Consider the following 23,685-nt stretch of genomic DNA (forward strand, 5'->3'; position numbering starts at 1 on the left):
TGCGGACTGGTGCTTCTTCCCTGATGTCGAGGAATTCGCAGAATTTATGAAGCCGATTTTTAGCAGGGGACCTTCCCTGCAGTTGCGTCTCTTTCTGGCCGTTATTGTGGCAATCGCGATTATTATCGCCGACAGCCGCGTAAGTACTTTCTCCCGGATCCGCAACTATCTGGACACGTCAGTCAGCCCATTTTATTTTCTCGCCAACGGCCCGCGGCAGCTGCTTGACGGCGTGTCGGATACGCTGGCATCCCGTCAGCAGCTGGAGCTGGAGAATAAAGCGCTGCGCCGCGAGCTTTTCCTGAAAAACAGCGATCTGCTGATGCTGGGGCAATATAAGCAGGAAAACGCACGCCTGCGCGAGCTGCTCGGCTCGCCACTGCGTCAGGATGAGCACAAGATGGTGACGCAGGTGATCTCAACCGGCACCGATCCCTACACCGATCAGGTGGTTATCGACAAGGGCAGCGTAAACGGCGTTTACGAAGGTCAGCCGGTTATCAGTGATAAAGGCGTTGTCGGGCAGGTGGTGGCAGTGGGTCAGCTGACCAGCCGTGTGCTGCTGATCTGCGATGCCTCGCATGCTCTGCCGATCCAGGTTCTGCGTAACGACATTCGTGTCATTGCCGCCGGTAACGGCTGCAGCGAAGATCTGCAGCTGGAGCATCTGCCAGGCAACACCGACATTCGCGTTGGCGATGTGCTGGTGACATCCGGCCTCGGCGGTCGGTTCCCGGAAGGCTATCCGGTCGGCGTGGTGTCATCCGTCAAGGTTGATACCCAGCGCGCCTATACGGTCATACAGGCCCATCCGACAGCCGGGCTGCAGCGCCTGCGCTATCTGCTGCTGCTGTGGGGAGCGGATAAAAATGGCGATATGCCGATGGCGCCGGATGAAGTACACCGCGTGGCGAACGAGCGCCTGATGCAGATGATGCCTCAGGTGCTGCCGCCGGCGGGTGAAATGGGGCCACCGGCGCCCGCGATGATGCAGCAGAATCAGCAGATGGGACCGCCATCCTCTGCGGCCAGCGGAAGTTCGCAGAGTGCTCCGGCGACCACGCGTGGGGGCCAGCCTTGAGCCGATATCGCAGTCAGGGACGATGGGTAATCTGGCTCTCTTTTCTGCTGGCCTTGATTCTGCAAATCATGCCATGGCCGGAGCAGTTCTACATGTTCCGGCCGTCGTGGTTGCTGCTTATTCTGATCTACTGGGTGCTGGCGCTGCCGCATCGGGTCAACGTCGGCACCGGGTTTTTTCTCGGTGCCGTTATGGATCTGATTGCCGGCTCCACGCTGGGCGTACGTGCGCTGGCTTTCAGTATCATCGCCTACCTGGTCGCCTTTAAATTCCAGCTGTTCCGCAACCTCGCATTGTGGCAGCAGGCGTTAATGGTTATGGTTCTTTCTCTGGCAGTAGATGTCATTGTTTTCTGGGCTGAATTCCTGGTCATAGACGTCTCATTCCGGCCAGAAATTTTCTGGAGTAGCGTGGTCGACGGCATTCTCTGGCCCTGGCTATTCTTATTGATGAGAAAGATCCGCCGGCAGTTTGCCGTTCAGTAAGGAACACAATGATTACCCTGTATCTGGCTTCCGGCTCGCCTCGCCGGCGCGAGCTGCTGACGCAGCTTGGGCTGCAATTTGAGCGTCTGCTCACCCACACCGAAGAGCAGCGTCAGCCTGATGAGGCGGCTGAACATTACGTTCGTCGTCTGGCGGCGGACAAAGCGCGCGCCGGTGTTGCCATCGCGCCCCGGGATCTGCCGGTGCTCGGCGCGGATACTATCGTAGTACTGAATGGCGACGTTCTGGAGAAACCGCGCGACGCGGCACATGCCGCAGAGATGCTGGCCAGGCTCTCCGGACAGACCCATCAGGTGATGACCGCCGTGGCGCTGGCCGACAGCGAGACGCTGCTGGATTGTCTGGTGCTCACCGATGTGACCTTCCGCAATGTGACCGCTGATGAAATCGCGCACTATATTGCCAGCGGTGAACCGATGGATAAGGCGGGCGCCTATGGCATTCAGGGGCTGGGCGGCAATTTCGTACGCACGATTCATGGCAGCTACTACGCCGTGGTGGGACTACCGCTGGTGGAAACCACAGAGCTGCTGAGCCATTTTCAGTCGCTGCGAGCATTAAGGGGACAGAATGACGGCTGAACTGCTGGTAAATGTGACACCTTCGGAAACCCGCGTTGCCTATATTGATGGCGGCATTTTGCAGGAAATTCATATTGAGCGCGAAGCGCGGCGCGGCATTGTTGGCAACATCTACAAAGGCCGGGTCAGCCGCGTGCTGCCGGGTATGCAGGCTGCCTTTGTCGATATTGGCATGGATAAAGCTGCCTTTTTGCACGCCTCCGACATCATGCCGCACACGGAGTGTGTGGCCGGCGATGAAAAGAAAAATTTTGTCGTGCGCGACATCGCCGAGCTGGTACGTCAGGGGCAGGATCTGATGGTGCAGGTGGTGAAAGATCCGCTGGGCACCAAGGGCGCACGCCTCACCACTGATATCACGCTGCCGTCCCGCTATCTGGTTTTTATGCCCGGCGCATCCCACGTGGGCGTTTCACAGCGTATTGAGAGTGAAGCGGAGCGCGAGCGGCTGAAGGCAGTGGTTGCTGCCTACTGCGATGATTTGGGCGGTTTTATTATCCGCACCGCTGCAGAAGGCATTGGCGCTGAAGAGCTGGCGCAGGATGCGGCGTTTCTCAAACGCCTGTGGACAAAAGTCAGCGAGCGCAAAAAGCGTAACCAGACGCGCTGCCTCCTGTATGGCGAACTGGCGCTGGCGCAGCGTGTGCTGCGTGATTTTGCCGGTGCCGCGCTGGATCGTATCCGCGTGGATTCACGCCTGACCTGCGATCTGCTGGTGGAGTTCACCAGCGAATATATTCCCGAAATGGCGAGCAAGCTGGAGCATTACAGCGGCAAGCAGCCGATTTTCGATCTCTATGATGTCGAAAATGAAATTCAGCGCTCCCTGGAGCGCAAGGTAGAGCTTAAATCAGGTGGCTACCTGATTATTGACCAGACAGAGGCGATGACCACGGTAGATATTAATACCGGTGCGTTTGTTGGCCACCGCAACCTGGACGAAACCATCTTTAATACAAATATCGAAGCGACGCAGGCCATTGCCCGTCAGCTGCGGTTACGTAACCTTGGCGGCATTATCATTATCGACTTTATCGACATGAGTAATGACGATCATCGCCGGCGCGTGCTCCATTCGCTGGAGAGTGCGCTGAGTAAAGATCGGGTCAAAACCGGTATTCATGGCTTTTCCGCGCTGGGTCTGGTGGAAATGACCCGTAAAAGAACGCGCGAAAGTATTGAGCACGTGCTGTGTGCCGACTGCCCGGTATGTAAAGGACGCGGCTCGCTGAAAACCGTGGAGACGGTCTGCTATGAAATCATGCGCGAGATCGTACGTGTGCATCACGCCTATGACTCCGATCGCTTTCTGGTCTATGTCTCGCCGGCGGTAGGCGAGGCGCTGAAAACGGATGAGTCGCATGCGCTGGCCGAAGTCGAAATCTTTGTCGGCAAACAGGTCAAAGTCCAGGTTGAACCGCTCTATACTCAGGAGCAGTTTGACGTCGTCATGATGTAAGGCCTGCGGCCAGACGTTATTATCCAGTGACCAGCAAGGAGAGATGTGTGAGGCGGTTGCCAGGGATTTTGTTACTGCTGAGCGCCACAGTGATTGTCATTGTGGCGCTGCTGGTGAGCGGGCTGCGTCTGGTGATGCCGCATCTCAACAGTTATCGCAGCGACATACTGCAGACGGTTTCACGCATCAGCGGTGTCACTGCAGAAGCCAGCGAACTTCAGGGGTCGTGGCAGAATTTCGGCCCGACGCTGCAGGTACGCGATCTGCGTATCGATATGCAGCAGGAGGGCGAACTGCACATTGGCCGCGTCAGCCTGGCGCTGGATGTCTGGCAGTCGCTGCTGCACTGGCGCTGGCAGTTCCGCGATTTAACTTTCTGGCAGCTGCGTCTGGCGACGGAGCGCCCGCTGTTTACCCGCGACGGCGATACCACCAGCATCAAGCCTGCTCAAATCAACGACCTGTTCCTGCGCCAGTTCGATCACTTCGATTTACGCGACAGCACTATCCGCTTTCTGACGCCTTCAGGCCAGCATGCCGAACTGGCGATACCGCGTCTCACCTGGCTGAATGAAGCAAACCGGCATCGCGCTGAAGGCGAAGTCAGCCTTAGCAGCTTTACCGGTCAGCATGGTGTTGTGCAGGTCAGGCTGGATTTAAATGACACCCGTGGCCTGCTGAACGACGGTCACATCTGGATGCAGGCAGACGATGTGGATGTGCGTCCCTGGATTGGCCGCTGGCTGCGTGATAACACCAGCCTGGAGAGCGCGCGTATCAGCCTGGCGGCATGGGCCAGCCTGCGTGATGGCGAACTCTATGCGGGTGACATACTGATTAAACAGGGCGGGGCACACTGGCGCGGTGAACAGCATGATCACCAGCTGCAGATTGACGGACTGACCGCGCATCTGGCGCGCTTCCGCAACGGCTGGAGTCTGAACATACCGCAAACCCGGCTCAGCACGGATGGCGTTGCCTGGGCACCCGGCCGGATTGCGCTGCTGTGGCAACCTCAGGATCACGCGGCAGCGGAGATCCGGGTGCGCGCCACCCGTCTTGATCTGCAGCGGTTTGCGCCGCTGGTTCCGCTGATTGGTCCGCTCTCACCGACGCTGCTGGATACGTGGCGTGCGCTGCAGCCGCGCGGTTATATCGACACGCTGGCGCTGGATATTCCCCTGACGCAGCCGGAACAGACGCGCCTGCAGGCGACCTGGCGCGACCTGGCGTGGCATAACTGGAAGCTGCTGCCCGGCATCAGCAATCTCAGCGGGCGCGCCAGCGGCAGCGTCAGCCATGGCCAGGTGGACCTCAGCATGGGGCAGGCTGAAGTGCCCTACGGGGATATGTTCCAGGCGCCGCTGGATATTCATCAGCTGAGTGGCCAGCTGAGCTGGCTGCGTGACCGTCATGGTCTGACGCTGGCAGGGCATCAGCTGGATGTGCAGGCGCGCTCGCTGTGGGCACGCGGCGACTTCCGCTATCAGCAAAACAGTGACACGGCACCCCGGCTCGATATTCTGGCCGGCATTCGCGTCACCGACGCGGGCGATGCGTGGCGTTATCTGCCGGAACCGCTGATGGGACATAACCTGACGCACTACCTTAGCGAAGCGATAAAAGGCGGTGAAACGGACAATGCCACGCTGCTGTTTGCCGGCGATCCGCGCCTGTTCCCGTTTAAGCACAACGACGGCATGTTTGAAGTTCAGGTGCCGCTGCGCAATGCTGCGTTCCGCTTTCAGCCTGGCTGGCCGGCTCTGCAGAATCTGGACATCGATCTCGATTTTGTGAATGACGGCCTGTGGATGCGCGCCGACAGTACGCGTCTGGGTAAGGTTGAGGCGCGCAATGTCACAGCCGTCATTCCGGATTATCTCAAAGAGAAATTACTTATCGCCGGCGATTTGAGCGGGCAGGGAGCGGATATCGGCGCCTACTTTGATGAGACGCCGCTGAAATCATCGCTCGGTGCCGCGCTGCAGCAGCTGCAGGTTGGCGGCAAGGTAAAAAGCACGCTCAATCTTGAGATCCCGCTGGATGGCGAGCAGGTACACGCCAGCGGCAACGTGGTGATGAATAACAACACGCTGCATATTAAGCCGCTGAAAAGCACGCTGACACAGCTGACAGGACGTTTTCGCTATAACAACGGCAATCTTGAAAGCGAAGAGATGCAGGCGAACTGGTTTGGTCAGCCGCTGGGGGTCACTTTCAGCACGCAGGAGAATCCGCAGGACTTTGGCGTTAACGTCCGGCTGCTGGGCGACTGGCAGCCCGCGCATCTCAGCGTGATGCCGGAAGCGGTGGCACGCCAGCTCAGTGGTTCACTCGCCTGGCAGGGCAAGGCAGATATCACGCTACCCCATAGCGGGGGCGCCACCTACAGCGTCGATCTGAACGGCGATGGCAAAACAGTAAGCAGTCACTTACCCGCACCGCTGACAAAGTCTGCCGGTGAAGCGCTGCCGGTAACGGTCAGGGCTAAAGGCGATCTGAATGGCTTTATGCTCAGCGGCAGCGTGGGTGAAACGCACCGTTTTAACAGCCGCTGGCTGCTGGAGCCGCAGCTGCGCGTCGAACGCGGCATCTGGCAGAACGACATCACGACCACCCCTGCACTGCCGGCGCAGCGCGGGATGGTATTAAACCTGCCGCCGCTGGATGGGGAAGCCTGGCTCGGTGTGCTGGCAGGCGCAGGCGCAGGCGGCAGCGGACAGGGTGCCACCCAGGTGGGCGGCGTCGGACTGCCGGGGGATATCACGCTGCATACACCAGCCCTGACGCTGGGCGGGCAGCAGTGGCACGATCTCAGCGCCACTCTGCTGCAGGGCCGGGGCGGTGATGCGCAGCTGAAGCTGGAGAGTCGTGAAGCGCGCGGCACGCTGACCACAGCGCAGCGTGCACCGTGGCGCATCAATCTGAACTACCTTTATTATAATCCGCAATGGAAACAGACCGGCAGCACGCAGGCGTCATCACCTTTCAGCGGCGACAGCGGCATCGATTTCAGTCAGTGGCCCGCGCTGCAGCTTAACTGCGATGAGTGCTGGCTGCGCGGACAAAAGTTCGGACGGATGGCTGCGACGCTGACGCCACACGGAGAGACGTTAGCACTCACTAACGGTATTGTGGATAGCGGCAACGCCCGGCTCAGCGTCAATGGCGAATGGGTTAACTCACCGGGCAATCCGCGCACCTCGCTGAAGGGTCGCCTGAGCGGCAGCAACATCAACGATGCCACTAACTGGTTTGGTATGAATACGCCGCTGCGCGATGCGCCGTTTAACGTGGATTATGATCTGCACTGGCGCGCTGCGCCGTGGCAGCCTGCTGAAGCGTCGCTGAGCGGCACGCTGAAAACACATTTCGGCAAAGGACAGATTGCAGATGTGAATACCGGACGGGCGGGCCAGCTGCTGCGGCTGGTGAGCTTTGATGCGCTGCTGCGCAAGCTGCGTCTGGATTTCAGCGATACCTTCAGCGATGGCTTCTATTTTGATTCAATCAACGGCACTGCCTGGATCGAAAACGGTGTCATGCGCACTGATAACCTGCTGGTCGATGGGCTGGAGGCGGATATCGCGATGCAGGGCCGGATCGATCTGGTACAGCGGCAAATTGATATGGAAGCGGTTGTGGCGCCAGAGATCTCCGCCTCAGTCGGTGTGGCAACGGCATTTGTGATCAATCCGGTGGTTGGTGCCGCCGTTTTTGCCGCCAGCAAGGTGCTGGGACCGCTGTGGAACAAGATATCTCTGCTGCGCTATCACATCAGTGGCCCGCTGGATAAACCAGAAATCAGTGAAGTGTTGCGCAAAGCGCGCGACGCCGGCAGCAAGTGAATTTGACGCCGTCGGGGAATTGCCGCAGGCTATGACTATCTGAGCACATAATGAGTGAGAAACGATGACTCTGAATCTGGTAAGTGAGCAGTTACTGACTGCGAACAGCATTAAACAGCAGGACCTTCATTCCCTGTTAGGGCAGCTTTCAGAACGTCGTCTGGATTATGCCGATCTCTATTTTCAGTCCAGCTTCCATGAGTCCTGGGTGCTGGAAGATAAAATTATTAAAGATGGTTCCTACCATATCGATCAGGGCGTTGGCGTACGTGCCGTAAGCGGTGAAAAAACCGGCTTCGCCTATGCAGACCAGATCACCCTGAACGCGCTGCGTCAGTCTTCGGAAGCGGCGCGCAGCATTGTACGCGAGCAGGGCAACGGCACCGCACATACGCTGCAGGCGGTCATGCATCGCTCGCTCTATGCGCCGGTTAATCCGCTCGACAGCCTGACGCGTGAAGACAAAATCGCCCTGCTGCATCGCGTGGACCGCGTAGCGCGTGCGGCCGATCCGCGTGTGCAGGAGGTCAATGCCAGCCTGAGCGGCGTTTACGAACAGGTGCTGGTGGCGGCAACGGATGGGACGCTGGCGGCGGATATTCGTCCACTGGTGCGTCTATCAATCAGCGTGCAGGTGGAAGATCAGGGCAAGCGCGAGCGCGGCTCAAGCGGCGGCGGCGCGCGTACCGGCTATGAATTTTTCCTTGCCGATGAGAGCGGTGACGTCCGCGCTGATGCCTGGGCGCGTGAAGCGGTACGCATGGCGCTGGTTAACCTCTCCGCGGTTGCAGCCCCTGCAGGCGCGCTGCCGGTGGTACTGGGTGCCGGCTGGCCGGGTGTACTGCTGCACGAAGCGGTAGGGCATGGGCTTGAAGGCGACTTCAACCGCCGTGAAACGTCGGTATTCAGCGGCAAGATGGGGCAGCTGGTTGCCTCTGAGCTCTGTACCGTAGTGGATGATGGCACGCTGGAAGGACTGCGCGGCTCGCTGGCAGTGGATGATGAGGGTGTGCCGGGTCAGTACAACATGCTGATCGAAAATGGCGTGCTGAAAGGCTACATCCAGGACAAGCTTAATGCACGCCTGATGGGGGTGCCGCCCACCGGTAATGGCCGGCGCGAATCGTATGCGCATCTGCCTATGCCGCGCATGACCAACACCTACATGCTGGCTGGCAAGTCCACGCCGCAGGAGATCATCGAAAGCGTGGAATATGGTCTCTATGCGCCTAACTTCGGCGGTGGTCAGGTCGATATTACTTCGGGCAAATTTGTGTTCTCTACTTCAGAAGCGTATCTGATTGAGAAGGGCAAAGTCACCCGGCCGGTTAAAGGCGCTACGCTGATTGGCTCCGGTATTGAGGCGATGCAGCAGATCTCAATGGTCGGTAACGATCTGGCGCTGGATAAAGGCGTTGGCGTATGCGGTAAAGAGGGACAGAGCGTTCCGGTTGGCGTGGGTCAGCCGACGCTGAAGCTGGACAAAATCACCGTAGGCGGCACAGCCTGAGGGGCTGAACCTCTGTCACTATAAAGGCTGCCTGCGGGCAGCCTTTTTTGTGGCTGCTTCAGCTATAAATGCGCCCGATTCAGCCACTTTGGCAAAATGGACATCGCGTTAAGTCGTTCGATTATTTATTCTGGCTAAAAAGTGATTTATGTCACGATTTGTAGAAAACATATAGTCAGGCACGTTATTATACGCGCGCTGGGTTTATGCACCGCACCCCGTCATGGACCTGACAGGCTGATGATGCGCTATGATTAGCTCAGGGCGGCCTGAGTGTTACTGCCACTTTTCTGCTGCCTGCTTAGCCACTCCTGGTGCGGCACAGCATGCGGGCAAAAGCGGTGCGATCCCCGGCAAGGTCGAACTAAGGAACCGAAATGAGTGTGCTTCCGGTATTTGTCGTATTCGGGCTATCTTTTCCGCCCATCTTCATTGAACTACTGGTTTCGCTGGCGCTGTTCTGGCTGGTGAAACGTGTGCTGACGCCGAGCGGGATCTACGATCTGGTGTGGCATCCGGCACTGTTTAACACGGCCCTCTATTGCTGTGTGTTTTATCTTGTATCCCGTCTATTCATCTGAGGTTTTAAGTGAAAGCGCTCATAAGAAAAATCGCGCGTTACGCGATTACGCTCCTGCTGGTTATCATCGCCGTCGTGATTGTCTTCCGCGCCTGGGTCTTCTATACCGAATCCCCGTGGACACGCGATGCTAAATTCTCTGCGGATGTGGTGGCTATTGCACCGGATGTCACCGGTCTGATCACCGACGTACCGGTGCATGACAACCAGCTGGTGAAGAAGGGCGATACGCTGTTTATCGTCGATCGTCCTCGCTATCAGAAAGCGCTGGCGCAGGCGCAGGCAGACGTGGACTACTATCAGGCGCTGGTCAGTGAAAAACGCCGCGAGGCGGGACGCCGTAATCAGCTCGGTACCAGCGCAATGTCGCGTGAGGCGATTGAACAGGCCAACAGCGATCTGCAGACCAGTGAACACCAGCTGGCGAAATCGATCGCCACCCGCGATCTGGCGGTTATCGATCTTGACCGCACCACCATTAAAGCCCCCTCTGATGGCTGGGTGACCAACCTCAATGTGTATGAAGGTGAATTCATTACGCGCGGCTCTGTAGCGGTAGCGCTGGTACAGCAGCACTCCTTCTACGTACTGGCTTATATGGAAGAGACCAAACTCAGCGGCGTGCGTCCGGGCTTTCGCGCTGAAGTCACCCCGCTGGGCAGTAATACCGTGTTACGCGGCACGGTGGACAGCGTGGCCGCCGGGGTGACCAATAGCAGCAGCAGCATTGATAACAAAGGCATGGCAACGGTGGATTCTAATCTGGAGTGGGTGCGTCTGGCGCAGCGCGTGCCGGTGCGTATCCGCCTTGATGCCCAGCCTGGCAACCGTTTCCCGGCAGGCACCACCGCGACCGTGACGATCACCGGTGAGCAGGACCGGCAGACCAATGTCTCGCCGCTGGCGCAGTTCTTCAATCGCCTGCGTGAGTTTGGTTAAGCGGGGGCGTGATGATTGAGTTTCTGCGTTTCCCGGTCAAGCTGACGTTTGCGCTGGTGGCCGCGCTGATGATTGGTTTTCACTTTCATCTGGAAACGCCGCGCTGGGCAGTCATGACCGCCGGTATTGTGGCTGGCGGTACCGCCTTTGCAGCAGGTGGCGATCCTTACTCCGGTGCGCTGCGCTATCGCGGCGTATTACGCATCATCGGTACCTTCATTGGCTGTATCGCTGCGCTGACCATCATGATCACCACCGTGCGTGCGCCGGTGGTGATGTTGCTGCTCTGCTGCATGTGGGCCGGCTTCTGCGTCTGGCTCTCCTCGCTAATCAAAGTCGAAAACTCCTACGCGCTTGGCCTGGCAGGTTATACCGCGCTGATTATCGTCGTCACCGCTGACGCGACCGGCGGGCTGACGCTGGCCCCCCAGTTCGCCGTAGAGCGCTGCAGCGAAATTGTGCTCGGGATCCTCTGCGCGATTCTGGCAGACATGCTGTTTTCACCCCGTTCAATTAAAAACGTTATTGATGCAGAAGTGGATGCGCTGCTGGTGGCGCACTACAAATTGCTGCAGCTCTGCGTTGCGCACGAAGATAAAGATGAGGTGGATAAAGCCTGGAGCGCGCTGGTGCGTCGTACCACCGCGCTGAACGGCATGCGCAGCCAGCTGATGATGGAGTCGTCGCGCTGGCAGAACAGCAGCCGCCGGCTGCAGATGCTCAATACCCTGTCGCTGACGCTGATTACGCAGGCAGCAGAGACGTTTCTTATTCAGAACTCCCGGCCTGACTATATTCCGCCCCAGTTTCGGCTGTTGCTGGAGAAAGAGGCAAACAGCGCCGGCGAGGTTCATAAGCGCACGAAGGTATTACGCCGCGTTATCAGCGATAGCAGCAAAACGGTCCCGGTTACGCTGGCCAGCTGGACCGGGGCGGCAACTGAATATCTGCTGCTGATCAAAGGGATTAAATGCAACAGCCGTATCAGCGCGCGGGAAGAGAGTATCCTGCAGCGGGAAATCATTGTTCAGGCCCGATCGGCTGAAACTCACCATGCGATGATCAACGGTATTCGCACCTTTGTCGCCACCGCGCTGGGGGCCCTGTTCTGGCTCTATACCGGCTGGACCTCCGGCAGCGGCTGCATGGTCATGCTGGGGGTGATTACCGCACTGGCGATGCGCATGCCTAATCCGCTGATGATGGCCAAAGATTTCTTTTACGGTATGGCGTTCGCCGTGCCGCTCGGGTTGTTCTACTTCACCTGGGTCCTGCCCGCAACGCAGCAGAGTGCGTTGCTGCTCTGTATCGCCATCGGTCTGCTCGGCTTTGTCGGCGGTATCTTTGTGCAGCGGCGGCAGATTGGCACGCTGGGTGCGCTGATCGGCACCATCAATGTGCTGGTGCTGGATAACCCAATGAAGTTTGAATTCAACGTGTTTCTGGATAATGCGCTGGGACAGTGGATCGGCAGCTTTGTCGCCATGATGGTCATTTTGCTGATTCGCGATAAATCCAAAGCGCGTACCGGCCGCAAGCTGCTGAATCGCCTGATGTATGCCGCCGTTGCGGCGCTGACGACGAATCAGGCCCGGCGCCGGGAAAACCATCTGCCGGCGCTTTATCAGCAGCTTTTTCTGCTGCTGAATCTGTTTCCGGGCGATATCGACAAATACCGTATTGCCCTGACGCTGATCATTGGTCACCAGCGGCTGCGTAATGCAGAGGTGCCGGTCAATGCGGATCTCTCTGCTTATCACCGGCAGCTGCGACACACCGCCGATCGGGTTATTTCGGCCAGCAGCGATGATAAGCGGCGCGACGCGTTCAGAACGCTGTTGCAGGAGCTGGCCATCTATCAGGAAAAGCTGGCGCATTATGCTGCGCCAGACAGCGTCACTGAACCGGTCGCGCGCCTGACGCAGATGCTGGACAAATATCAGAACACCCTCATCCAGGTTTAAATCTGCCGCCGCCGCTCTGTGCGGCGGCAGGCATATGCCACGCTGACACAAATCGGCTGCGCGTTGCCATCTATACTTTTCTGACGGATGCATACTGACAGGAGAATATTGATGTCCGCTTCTTTGCAGCAACATGAACTCTTCAAAACCGGCTTCTTCGCTGCGGGTCAATGGCACTCTGCCTCCGCGACGTTTGACGTCACCAACCCGGCGACCGGCGACGTGATTGCCCGCGTTGCAAAAGCAGGTAAAGCGGAAACTGAACAGGCGATTGCTGCCGCGCAGCGCGCTTTTCCCGGCTGGCGGGATAAAACGGCCAAAGAACGAGCCGGGATCCTGATGCGCTGGTATCAGCTGATCATGGATAACAAACGCTGGCTGGCAGAGCTGATGACCGCCGAGCAGGGCAAGCCGGTTAAAGAGGCGGAGGGCGAAGTGGAGTATGCCGCCAGCTTTATCCAGTGGTTTGCGGAAGAAGCCAAGCGCGCTAACGGTGAGATTATCCCGCCCGCCAAACCGGGGTCGCGTATTCTGGCCACGCGTGAACCGGTGGGCGTGGTCGCGGCCATTACTCCCTGGAATTTCCCGATGGCCATGCTGACCCGCAAGCTCGGACCGGCGCTGGCCGCGGGCTGCACCGGTATCATTAAACCGGCTAATAATACCCCGCTCAGCGCGTTTGCCCTGGTCGCGCTGGCACAGCAGGCTGGCGTGCCGGACGGTGTGCTCAACGCCGTGGCGGGTGATACGCAGGCGATCAGCGACGCTATTATGGCCTCGCGCGCAGTGCGCAAAATCTCGTTTACCGGTTCAACGGCAGTGGGTAAAACGCTGATGCGTAATGCGGCTGAGACAATGAAAAAGGTCTCTATGGAGCTGGGCGGCAATGCACCCTTTATCGTCTTTGAAGATGCAGATATTGATGCTGCCGTACAGGGCGCAATTGCCAATAAATTTCGTAATGCCGGTCAGGTCTGTGTCAGCGTGAATCGCTTTTATATTCATGAGCAGATTTACGATCGCTTTATTACGCAGCTGGCAGAGGCCGTTAAGCAGCTAAAAGTCGGTAACGGCATGGACGATGGAGTAATTGTCGGGCCGCTGATCGCTGCCTCCGCGCTGGAAAAAGTTGAAGAGCATGTGCAGGACGCGGTGCGCAAAGGGGGCCGGATAGTAACCGGTGGCGAACGGCATGGGCTGGGAGGAAATTTCTGGCAGCCCACGGTGATCGCAGAGGCGCAGGAGAGCATGATGCTGGCGCAGGAGGAGACATTTGGTCCGGTCGCAGCCTGTTTCCGCTTTAACAGCGAAGAGGAGGTCATCGGGCGGGCAAATGATACCGAATATGGTCTGGCTGCCTACTTCTATACGCAGAATCTGCAGCGGGTGTTCCGCGTCTCTGCTGCGCTGGAAGCGGGGATGATCGGGATCAATGAGTGTGCGGTCTCTACCGAGGTAGCACCGTTTGGCGGGATCAAAGAGTCAGGGCTGGGGCGTGAAGGCTCAGTGCTGGGTATCGAAGAGTATCTGGAAGTTAAAGCGCTGCATCTGGGCGGTCTCTCTTAGCAGGAGGATACAGGCATGCGAACCGAGCGTTTCGATTTTGATGAAATAGTCGATCAGGCCCATTTCTATAGTCAGTTTGGCGAGCGTTTTATGCTGGCAGACGCCGCTATTCGCGATCTGGACGATCTCTGGCGGGTGATTACCGGTAAACAGCTGCCGCTGCCGCTGGAGATCCTCTTCATTAATCTGGGGAGAGGGCAGAAACCCCGGTATAGCGCATTGATCCTGCTGTTTGATAAAGCAGAAGAGGAGCTGGAAGGCCAGCTCCTCTTTACAACTCAGTAATACAACCCAAAAAGGGGGCCCCGCAAAGCGGGGCCAAAGGGTTCGTCAGGGGTGACGAGGAATTACTTATAGAGTTCAGCTGTTACGTGATAGCTGTCACCGGTACGCGCTTCAATAACGCGGTAAGCGCTGGCACCCTGCGCATCAGCTTTCTGGGAAAGCTGCTCACGATAATCCATCGGTGCACCGCCGGTACCGCTGATTGAAATGGTGCTGCCTACAGGCTGCAGATGTTGTGCTGATTCGCTGGTGACCAGTTGAGCCGCAGAGGCGCCAAAGGCAAACAGAGACAGCAGGCCAGCAGTTGCAAGAGTTGTTTTGATTTTCATGATATATCTCCTCGTTCGTATCAACAACCTGCAGCTACACCAGAGTAAGCGGGTCGTCGATGAGCATCGGCGTTCATAACGCCGGTTAACAGTTATTTATAGAGTTCAGCCGTAGCGTGATACGTATTGTCGTTATACGCCTCGATAACACGATATGCTTTTGCGCCCTGCGCATCGGCTTTAGCATTAAGCTGCTGATGGATATCCATCGGTGAGCCGCCTACGCCGCTGACGCTGATAGTGCCGGCTGCCTGCAGATTAGCTGCCTGATCGGCAGAAACAGAATCTGCTGCAGAAGCGCCAAATGACAGTGCAGAGAGAATGCTAAGGGTGGCGATAGTCGCTTTAATGTTCATGATCTTTTCCTCGTCTGTGATTTTTATCTTTTTAGTTAGTGTGATTTGCGTCACGAAAAGAAGTATAGATCTAATCACGCAGGAAATTAATACTTCGCTAATAATGTTTCGTTGTTATCCTTTATCCTTATGATGCTTTTTTATAACGTTAAGTTATTAAAAGCGGGTGTTTTTTATTCACAGAGCCGCTTTTTTTCGTAAAAACAGTGATCTGCGTCAAATTAACTTTTCGTGCGAAAGTTTATGGTTGATGCCGCTACAGGCTGGCGAGGAAAGTAGTTTAAAGGGGTGAAATATTGCTTCTATGCAGCACAAAATATGGATAGATATCGGAAAGGCTTAAAGGTCGGACCTATACAGGCCGGTTTGATAACGTTTTGCGATAAAGAAAAGAGGGGCAGAGTACAGCGGCATCTGGCATCGCCAGACGGAGCCGGCAGCCAGGCTGCCGGCAGAGAGACGTTACAGCTCCTGTTCAAACAGTATCAGTACCGCGTCATAAAGCTGTTTAACGGTAAAAGCACGCGCAGGCGTAATGAAAATGGTGTCATCGCCGGCAATAGTGCCCAGAATCCCTTCCGCTTTGCCAAGTGAATCGAGCAGCCGTGCAATCAGCTGCGCGGCACCCGGGCTGGTATGGATCACCACCAGCGCCTCGTTGTAATCGATATCCAGTACCAGATTTTTAAGCGGGCTGGTCGCGGTAGGCACACCCAGTTCAGCGGGCAGACAGTAGACCATCTCCATTTTTGCGTTGCGCGTGCGCACCGCGCCAAACTTTGTCAGCATGCGTGAAACTTTTGACTGATTGATATTCTCAAAGCCATCTTCCTGCAGAGCCTGCACGATTTCGCCCTGAGAGCTGAATTTTTCTTCTTTAAGCAAGGCCTTAAATGCCTTGATAAGATCGTCTTGTTTTGAAGGATTACGCATAAGCTACCAATGAATGAGAGGCGCAGCAGGCAACAAGCCTGCAGCTGATAAATTATTATGCATTTAGATGAATTTTTATGCAATGCGTCGGCGGCGACTTTCGCGATACGTCCGCGCGGGCCGGGCATTCTAGCAGAAACTGGCTAAGCACCAAAATCGCGCGCTGACGCGCAAAGCAGAGGTTGCAAAGTTGTTATACTATTGACGTGGTAACAACCAGATCGACGATCAAAGCCGTATATCTCTGCTGGCTGCGATAAGATCATTCAGGCGCTTCTGAAACAGAGCGGTATCGGAAGCGGATAGTAACATGCTGCCTGTGCGCGGCGGCAATGTCGCTATCGCCTGAGATGTTGACTAAACTCGTAAGCTGATGGATTTCTGGCATATCTTTGCCCCATCTTAATAAGGAGTTCAGGATGAAAGTTGCCGTTCTCGGAGCCGCTGGCGGTATTGGCCAGGCGCTGGCTCTGCTGCTCAAAACGCAGTTACCCGCGGGTTCCGCCCTCTCTCTCTATGACATTGCACCGGTTACGCCTGGCGTAGCGGTCGATCTCAGCCATATCCCTACTGCTGTAACCGTTGAGGGTTTCAGCGGTGAAGATGCTACCCCTGCCTTAAAGGGGGCCGATGTGGTCCTGATTTCTGCCGGGGTAGCGCGTAAACCCGGCATGGATCGCGCCGATCTGTTTAACGTTAATGCGGGCATTGTCCGCAACCTGATTGCGCAGGTAGCCAGCACGGCACCAACCGCGCTGATTGGTGTGATCACGAATCCGGTTAATACCACTGTGGCAATCGCCGCAGAGGTGCTGAAAAAAGCCGGCGTTTACGATAAAAACCGGCTGTTTGGCGTCTCCACGCTGGATGTCATTCGCGCTAATACCTTTGTCGCTGCGCTCAAAGGTAAACAGCCAGATGAAGTCGACGTGCCGGTGGTGGGTGGCCACTCCGGCGTGACCATTCTGCCACTGCTGTCGCAGGTGCCAGGCGTCAGTTTCAGCGAGCAGGAGATTGCCGATCTTACCAGGCGAATTCAGAACGCCGGCACCGAAGTGGTGGAAGCAAAAGCGGGTGGCGGGTCGGCTACCCTCTCAATGGGACAGGCCGCCGCACGCTTTGGTCTGTCGCTGATCCGTGCGCTTCAGGGTGAAGCAAACGTGGTTGAATGCGCCTATGTCGAAGGCGACGGTGAATATGCGCGCTTCTTCTCTCAGCCGCTGCTGTTAGGGAAAAACGGGATTGCTGAACGCCGCCCGCTGGGCACGCTGAGTGAGTTTGAGCAGCAGGCGCTAAACGGTATGCTGGAGACGCTGAAAAAAGACATTGCGCAGGGTGAAGAGTTTGTGAAGCAGTAAATGCTTTGACGCAGTGTGAAACGCCCGGCGTCTGCCGGGCGTTTTTGTTACAGTCCGCCAGACCTGAAGGTCTGGGTGGCCGCCGTGCCATTGCCGGCAGGCGTTTTGCGTCCCAGCGTTTCCATACGCACCTGGAAAGGCGGGAAGGGCATCTCAATGTTATGTTCTGCAAAGCCCCGCAGGATCAGCTGATGCAGCTCATGTCGCAGCGGCATACGATGTCCCATCTCTGCCGCATGCACGCGCAGCTCAAACAGCTGAATACCCTGCTGCAGATCCACCAGGTAGACTTCCGGCGGCGGCATATCCAGCACGTAGGTGCAGCGCTCAGCCGCCTGTTTCAGTATGGTCGTGGCTTCTTCACTGTTGACGCGCGCCGGTGCCGGGATGGTCAGCACCACACGCGTAACGGAATCGGACAACGACCAGTTCACAAACTGCTCGGTGATAAACGCTTTATTGGGCACGATAATCTCTTTCCGGTCCCAGTCGGTAATGGTCGTGGCACGGGTGTTAATACGCGTAATGCTGCCGGTGAGATCGCGGATGGTTACGGTATCGCCAATACGAATCGGTTTTTCAAACAGGATAATCAGGCCAGAGATAAAGTTGGCAAAAATTTCCTGCAGGCCAAATCCCAGTCCCAGACCCAGTGCAGCCACCAGCCACTGCAGCTTTGACCACTCCACGCCAATCATCGAGAAGCCAATCAGGCCGCCCATCAGCATCAGCGCATATTTGGTCAGCGTTGTAATGGCGTAGCCGGTACCGGGAGCCAGGCTAAGATGCTGCAGCAGCGCCAGCTCCAGCAGCGCCGGCATATTGCGGACCAGCTGCGTGGTGATAATCAGCACCAGAATAGCGATGAGCACCGCACCCAGCGTGATAGGCTGCACGCTCTCAACACCCTGAACGGTGGTACTGGCATCCCAGAGCGGAATGTTATCGAGAAAACTAAACGCAGAGTGGATTTCCGACCAGAGCAGGATCACCGATACCAGCGCAATCAGCGTCAGGATGGAACGCACCAGTCGCAGCGACTGCGCACTGATGGCATCAAGGTCGATCACCGGCTCATCAATTTCAATCGTGTCAGTATTGGTCGCGCTCTGCTGCTCTTTTTCCTCTTCACTGCGTGCGCGGTTGGCCAGCATATCGGCACGACGCTGGCGGGCACGATCAAACGCAATGCGCCGGCGCTGAATCAGCATCCAGCGGCGAATAATATGATAAATCACCAGCAGGAAGAACCAGATACAGACTGAGGTTTCCAGACGTGCCAGCAGCGCCTGGGCGGTTGCCAGATAGCCAATGCAGGAGGCGAAGGCGGCCACCAGCGGGATGGCGATCATCAGGTTCCACAGGACGCGGTTAACAAAATTGTCACCGTTGCCTTCTTTATCAAGATAAAGCGGAATGCCGGCGCGCTTCAGGCTGACTGTAACAATGCTTAGCGCGCCGCAGATCAGAACAAAGCAGAGCCGGCCCAGCGTCGCGGAAAACTGCGGATCTTCCAGATTGCCAAAGGCGATCAGCAGCATAATCAGCGGTACAATCAGCCCAACGGTCAGCGAATAGTAGCGCATGGCGCGCGCCACCCGAGTCTGCGGCCAGCGAAAGTGCACGACAAACAGGCCGTCGTGACGGGCAAAAGCGGCGCTGATCATAAACGCCCACAGCAGCGGCAGCGTGGCGGTGATGCCATCGCCTATTGCCACGGCGAACGGGTAGGGCCACGCATGCTGCAGGCCATAGCCCAGTGCCGCCCAGAGCACCGGCAGCGGCAGCGCCACCAGAATGGACCAGAATACCGTACGCAGCGTCAGGCTAAAGCGATCCTGTGTCACTTTGCCCACGCGGCTGGCAGCACGCGCCATAAACGCGTTGTAGTGACGGCGTGAGCTGATGCTGAAACCCACCAGCAGCACCGCGCCCATAATCGGCAGCACCGTTTCGCGACTGGTAAACATCATGGCCAGCGCTTTACCCATCTGGCCCAGCGTATCCAGCGACAGCAGACGGGTGAGTGCGCTCGCGACTTCCAGTGGATATTTCAGGCCAACCGGACTGACATCCGCTGTCCAGAAGAGGTAACGATGTGTCGCTTCTTTGACTTCGCTGAGCGCATCCTGCAGCTGCGTGTTTGATACCCTGAGTTTGGTGATCTCCAGAATCAGCGTATCGCAGCCGGAGATAAGCGAATTAAGCAGTTCACGCTGCGTGCGCAGCTGCGCGTCCAGAATCCGGTTCTGCTCACTGGTGTAAGGCGTGCCATCATCCTGCTTCTCTTTACGTAAAGCCTGCTGACGCTCCAGCAGTGACTCATAGTGCAGCCGCTGCACCCGCAGCTCGCCCATTTCGCTATCGATCTGCTGCGCTTTTGGCATATCGGGCAGACGGGCCACCTGCGCGCGCAGGGCTTCACCCAGCAAATTAGAGGCGCCCAGCCACTGTGACTGCTCGCGCAGCGTGCTCAGCGCCTGGCGCACCTGCAGCGTCTGATTGGTCGCCAGACGCTGCTGAGAGGCGACCAGATCCATACGCTGCGCCTGCTGATTCAGATCTGCAGAGAGCTGACGATTGATACGCAGCTGCTCGCTAATGGCAGGCGGCAGATCGCCGCTGTTTTCCGCCAGCTGTTCCGTACGCTCCAGCGCCAGTTCCGCCTCACGCTGACGCTGGTTATTCAGCTGGCTGCGCAGCGCCTGCAGATAGTTATCGAGCTGCGTGGCTTTCCGCTGATGCACTTCTGCCCGCATGCGGGCCAGCTCCTGACGGTTATTGGCAGAGAGCTGCGCCAGTTCCAGCTCATCCACCCGGGCTTTACTCGCTGCGCTTTCTGCCTGGCGGGCGTAAATCTGCGCCTGGGCAAGGGGTGACGCTGACGCGGTATTGGAAACCCCCTGCGCGCGGCGCTCATTTTCAGTCATGGCACGGCGCGCATCGGTCTGCTGCTGCGGCAGCTGCGCCAGTGAGTCGCTGATTTCACGCGCGCGGTCCTGCTCCTGCTGCGCCTGCCGTCCCTCTTCCAGCAGCTGGCTGCTGACCTGGAGTATCTCCTGATCCAGTTCCGCATTGCTCATATTGCTGCGTACGGGTTTGCTGGTCTCATTCAGCGCGGCGATCTGCTGGCGCAGTTCGCGTGCCAGCCGGGGAAAATCGTCGATCACCTGCTGATACTGTTTCGCCCGCTCCAGTGAATCGCTGCGTTCAGAGAGAAAATTGATGGCCGCTTCCAGCGCCTGCACCTGTTCAGTTTGCGCAGGACTGTTTTTAGCGGATTTCGCCTCATCCAGTTCCTGCTGCAGCTGCGTGGTGGAGGGAAGGGAGGCGGCATAGAGAGGGCTGCTGAGCGCGAGGCTCAGCAGCAGGACAAGAAAGGCGCGCACGGGAGCAGGTCTCTGATTAGTGAGTCAGCGGGGCGCTGTCGCCAGACTGCGGCAGTGCAATAGCCAGCGGCTGGCCGAGACGGGTTTTGCTTTCCGCCTCCAGGCTTTCCGCCAGTTTTACCCGGTCAGGCGCAAACAGGTTGATCACGGTTGAGCCAAGTTTGAAACGGCCCATCTCCTGACCTTTTAGCAGCACGACCGCACCATCATGTTCAGCAGACGGGTAGCGCCAGCGTTTGATCACGCCTTCACGCGGCGGCGTTACGGTCCCTGCCCAGACAGTTTCAATACTGCCGACGATAGTGGCACCCACCAGAATCTGTACCATCGGGCCGTGATCGGTATCAAATACGCAGATAACGCGTTCATTACGGGCAAACAGATTAGGGATATTGCGCGCCGTGAGCGGGTTAACGGAGTACAAATCGCCCGGCACGTAGATCATTTCACGCAGGATACCGTTACAGGGCATATGCACCCGGTGGTAGTCGCGCGGAGCAAGATAAGTGGTGACAAACTCACCATCAATAAACTTCTCTGCCAGCTCGTCGTTGCCTGCCAGCAGCGCCTGTAGCGTATAGTAGTGTCCTTTCGCCTGAAAAATCTGATCGCCGGTGATACGGCCCAGCTGGCTGATCGCGCCATCACACGGCAGCGCCAGCAGCGAAGCGTCGGGATCGACAGGGCGGGCGCCCTCTTTCAGCGGGCGGACAAAGAAGTCGTTGAATGTGCGATAGCTGCCGGTATGCGGCTTACTGGCTTCCGCCATATCAACTTTATAGAACCAGACGAAAGCATCAATGACCGCTTTGGTCAGCCAGCCACCGCGGCGACTGGCGCCCCAGCCGGCGAGTTCGGTCAGCGCCTTCTTGGGCAGAATATGATTCAGGCCGAGTTTAAAACGATCAAACACCGTTGCCTCCTGGCTTAATACCTGTGGTTTACGTAAAAAAGGGGGGCGGATTGTAGCAGCGCCCCGGTGAGTTAGCGACTATGTCGTTTTACCGATCAATCTTCATCGGCAGAAAAGTTTTTACGCGTTTTTACCTGCGCCATACTCTCCAGAATACGGTGGTAATTATCAAAGCGCGATGCGTTAATCAGGCCATTTTCTACCGCTTCGCGGATTGCGCAGCCGGGATCGGTATCGTGCTTGCAGTCGCGGAACTTACAGCTGCCGAGAAATTCACGAAATTCCACAAACCCGCGGGTAACCTGTTCCGGCTCAAGATGCCACAGGCCAAACTCACGCACGCCGGGCGAGTCAATCACATCGCCGCCGTGCGGGCAGTGATAAAGACGGGAGGCGGTCGTGGTGTGCTGTCCCAGGCCGGACACATCTGAGACATCATTGGTCAAAATCTCGCTGCCGGCGACGTCCAGCCCCAGCAGCCGGTTCAGCAGGCTCGACTTACCCACGCCTGACTGGCCGGCAAAAATACTGACGCGCCCGGTCAGTGCCGCTTCCAGATCTTTCAGACCATCCTGTGCGTAGCTGGAGACCATCAGCACGCGATAGCCAATATGGCGATAGATATCCATCTGTTCATCAACAAACGCGCGCGCGTCACTATCCAGCAGATCGATCTTATTGAGGACCAGTAATGGCTCAATACCCAGCGTTTCGCTGGCGACCAGATAACGGTCGATAATATTTAAAGAGAGCTCCGGCAGAATAGCTGACACGATCATGATCTGATCGATATTGGCCGCGATAGGCTTTACGCCGTCGTAAAAATCGGGCCGGGTCAGCACGGTTTTACGCTCGTGTACCGCTTCAACGATCCCTTTACCGCCATTTTCGTTCGCTGCACGCCACACCACGCGATCGCCGGTAACCAGCGAGCGGATAGTGCGGCGGATATTACAGCGATGCACTTCACCCGCCTGGTCTTCGACATCTGCGTGCATGCCAAAGCGGCTGATCACCACACCCTCAGACGCATCGCCAAACAGGCTGTCATCAGGCTCCGGTTTTTCACTCCGTTGCTGCAGACGACGCTGATGGTTTGCGCTTACGCGACGTTGTTGACCCTTCGACAGTTTATTTTTGCTCACGCATCCTCTCACGCTTTCGCCAGGCTTCGCCCCGCTGGGCAAAACGTCTATGATACACCTTAACGCGGTCGAATGACGACACTGGTAACGGATGGAAAATAGATGACAGCTGGAAACGAAAATAACCTGATCTGGATCGACCTTGAAATGACCGGACTCGATCCGGTACGCGATCGCATTATTGAGATCGCGACTATCGTCACGGACGCAAACTTAAATATTCTTGCAGAGGGGCCGGTGCTGGCGGTGCATCAGTCTGATGAGCAGCTGGCCCTGATGGATGAGTGGAATGTGCGTACCCATACCGGCAGCGGTCTGGTAGAGCGGGTCAAAGCGAGCCAGCATAACGATCGCGCGGCTGAGCAGGCCACGCTGGCGTTTCTTCAGCAGTGGGTACCTGCTAATACCTCACCTATTTGCGGCAACAGCATCGGCCAGGATCGCCGCTTTCTGTTTAATTATATGCCGGAGCTGGAAGCTTACTTCCATTACCGCTATCTGGATGTCAGCACCCTGAAAGAGCTGGCGCGGCGCTGGAAGCCACAGATTCTGCCAGGCTTTAAAAAAGCGGGTACACACCAGGCGCTGGATGATATTCGCGAGTCGATTGCGGAACTGGCGTACTATCGCGAGCACTTTTTACAGCTGTAACGGCCTGAAATGCGCAGTAAAGCATCATTTTGTCGATTAAATCAGCAAACGCGCTGAAAGCGCAAAATTTTGCGATAAGAGGCTTGCGGCAAAAACGAATTCTCGTATAATGCGCACCCCGTACCGATGAAGAATTTCGTGTGGTGCGCAGCAGTAAAGTATCAGCGTTTATCCCCAGCGTGCAGGTTGCGCCGGTTCAGATAATCGCAATGATGATGCGGGAATAGCTCAGTTGGTAGAGCACGACCTTGCCAAGGTCGGGGTCGCGAGTTCGAGTCTCGTTTCCCGCTCC

The 23,685-nt window shown here is 57.0% G+C and carries 19 protein-coding genes and 1 tRNA gene; 14 read left to right on the plus strand and 6 right to left on the minus strand.

What is annotated here, in order from left to right; genetic code table 11:
- Nucleotides 1–46: 46 nt before the first annotated feature.
- The 11 genes from mreC (at nt 47) to SB719_RS18075 (ending at nt 14,319) form a co-directional block, all read left to right on the plus strand.
- A complete protein-coding gene (gene mreC / locus SB719_RS18025; RefSeq protein WP_065648067.1) occupies nt 47–1,081 on the plus strand; it encodes a rod shape-determining protein MreC in 1,035 nt (344 codons plus the stop codon).
- Entirely contained in the window at nt 1,078–1,566 is a 489-nt protein-coding gene (gene mreD / locus SB719_RS18030) for a rod shape-determining protein MreD (RefSeq protein ID WP_039380697.1), read from the plus strand. The genes mreC and mreD overlap by 4 nt, the downstream gene beginning before the upstream one ends.
- Nucleotides 1,567–1,574: 8 nt before the next feature.
- Complete coding sequence (locus tag SB719_RS18035) at nt 1,575–2,168, plus strand: Maf family protein (RefSeq protein WP_065648068.1); 594 nt, start codon at nt 1,575–1,577, stop codon at nt 2,166–2,168.
- Complete coding sequence (gene rng, locus SB719_RS18040; RefSeq protein ID WP_065648069.1) at nt 2,158–3,627, plus strand: ribonuclease G; 1,470 nt, start codon at nt 2,158–2,160, stop codon at nt 3,625–3,627. The genes SB719_RS18035 and rng overlap by 11 nt, the downstream gene beginning before the upstream one ends.
- 47 nt (nt 3,628–3,674) lie before the next feature.
- Complete coding sequence (yhdP, locus tag SB719_RS18045) at nt 3,675–7,475, plus strand: AsmA2 domain-containing protein YhdP (protein WP_412159533.1); 3,801 nt, start codon at nt 3,675–3,677, stop codon at nt 7,473–7,475.
- A 64-nt stretch (nt 7,476–7,539) separates the two neighbouring features.
- Nucleotides 7,540–8,985, plus strand: a complete 1,446-nt coding sequence (gene tldD, locus SB719_RS18050; protein ID WP_065648071.1) for a metalloprotease TldD — start codon at nt 7,540–7,542, stop codon at nt 8,983–8,985.
- A 377-nt stretch (nt 8,986–9,362) separates the two neighbouring features.
- Nucleotides 9,363–9,566 carry a p-hydroxybenzoic acid efflux pump operon protein AaeX gene (gene aaeX / locus SB719_RS18055; RefSeq protein WP_065648072.1) on the plus strand — a complete coding sequence of 68 codons (204 nt, stop codon included), beginning with the start codon at nt 9,363–9,365 and terminating at the stop codon, nt 9,564–9,566.
- An 8-nt stretch (nt 9,567–9,574) separates the two neighbouring features.
- Entirely contained in the window at nt 9,575–10,504 is a 930-nt protein-coding gene (aaeA, locus tag SB719_RS18060; protein WP_304235640.1) for a p-hydroxybenzoic acid efflux pump subunit AaeA, read from the plus strand.
- Between the two features lie 11 nt (nt 10,505–10,515).
- Nucleotides 10,516–12,468, plus strand: coding sequence for a p-hydroxybenzoic acid efflux pump subunit AaeB (gene aaeB / locus SB719_RS18065; protein ID WP_292977371.1), 1,953 nt, complete (start codon nt 10,516–10,518; stop codon nt 12,466–12,468).
- Nucleotides 12,469–12,579: 111 nt separating this feature from the next.
- A complete protein-coding gene (locus SB719_RS18070) occupies nt 12,580–14,034 on the plus strand; it encodes an NAD-dependent succinate-semialdehyde dehydrogenase (protein WP_412159534.1) in 1,455 nt (484 codons plus the stop codon).
- Between the two features lie 15 nt (nt 14,035–14,049).
- A complete protein-coding gene (locus tag SB719_RS18075) occupies nt 14,050–14,319 on the plus strand; it encodes a hypothetical protein (RefSeq protein ID WP_412159535.1) in 270 nt (89 codons plus the stop codon).
- 62 nt (nt 14,320–14,381) lie between these two features.
- Here the strand turns inward: SB719_RS18075 and yhcN (SB719_RS18080) are convergent, their stop codons facing one another.
- From yhcN (SB719_RS18080) to argR, 3 genes are all read right to left on the minus strand, one after another.
- A complete protein-coding gene (yhcN, locus tag SB719_RS18080; RefSeq protein WP_065648077.1) occupies nt 14,382–14,648 on the minus strand; it encodes a peroxide/acid stress response protein YhcN in 267 nt (88 codons plus the stop codon).
- 92 nt (nt 14,649–14,740) lie between these two features.
- Entirely contained in the window at nt 14,741–15,004 is a 264-nt protein-coding gene (gene yhcN / locus SB719_RS18085; RefSeq protein ID WP_304235648.1) for a peroxide/acid stress response protein YhcN, read from the minus strand.
- Nucleotides 15,005–15,466: 462 nt separating this feature from the next.
- Nucleotides 15,467–15,937 (minus strand): transcriptional regulator ArgR, encoded by a 471-nt coding sequence (gene argR / locus SB719_RS18090; RefSeq protein ID WP_314687746.1) that lies wholly within the window; start codon nt 15,935–15,937, stop codon nt 15,467–15,469.
- Nucleotides 15,938–16,356: 419 nt separating this feature from the next.
- Here argR and mdh point away from each other — a divergent pair, with 419 nt between their 5' ends.
- Nucleotides 16,357–17,295, plus strand: a complete 939-nt coding sequence (gene mdh, locus SB719_RS18095; RefSeq protein WP_065648080.1) for a malate dehydrogenase — start codon at nt 16,357–16,359, stop codon at nt 17,293–17,295.
- 47 nt (nt 17,296–17,342) lie between these two features.
- Here mdh and mscM read toward each other — a convergent pair whose 3' ends face one another.
- From mscM to rsgA, 3 genes are all read right to left on the minus strand, one after another.
- Nucleotides 17,343–20,684, minus strand: coding sequence for a miniconductance mechanosensitive channel MscM (mscM, locus tag SB719_RS18100; protein ID WP_065648081.1), 3,342 nt, complete (start codon nt 20,682–20,684; stop codon nt 17,343–17,345).
- A gap of 16 nt (nt 20,685–20,700) precedes the next feature.
- Nucleotides 20,701–21,597, minus strand: coding sequence for an archaetidylserine decarboxylase (gene asd / locus SB719_RS18105; protein WP_065648082.1), 897 nt, complete (start codon nt 21,595–21,597; stop codon nt 20,701–20,703).
- A gap of 95 nt (nt 21,598–21,692) precedes the next feature.
- Nucleotides 21,693–22,742: a small ribosomal subunit biogenesis GTPase RsgA gene (gene rsgA / locus SB719_RS18110; RefSeq protein WP_292977359.1), complete on the minus strand. Its 1,050-nt coding sequence runs from the start codon at nt 22,740–22,742 to the stop codon at nt 21,693–21,695.
- A 102-nt stretch (nt 22,743–22,844) separates the two neighbouring features.
- Between rsgA and orn the strand changes: the two genes are divergently transcribed.
- Nucleotides 22,845–23,393 (plus strand): oligoribonuclease, encoded by a 549-nt coding sequence (gene orn, locus SB719_RS18115; protein ID WP_065648084.1) that lies wholly within the window; start codon nt 22,845–22,847, stop codon nt 23,391–23,393.
- A gap of 217 nt (nt 23,394–23,610) precedes the next feature.
- Nucleotides 23,611–23,683, plus strand: a tRNA-Gly gene (locus SB719_RS18120).
- Nucleotides 23,684–23,685: the final 2 nt, after the last annotated feature.

It is taken from the genome of Pantoea sp. SIMBA_079 (assembly GCF_046940275.1).
Taxonomy (GTDB): Bacteria; Pseudomonadota; Gammaproteobacteria; order Enterobacterales; family Enterobacteriaceae; genus Pantoea; species Pantoea borealis.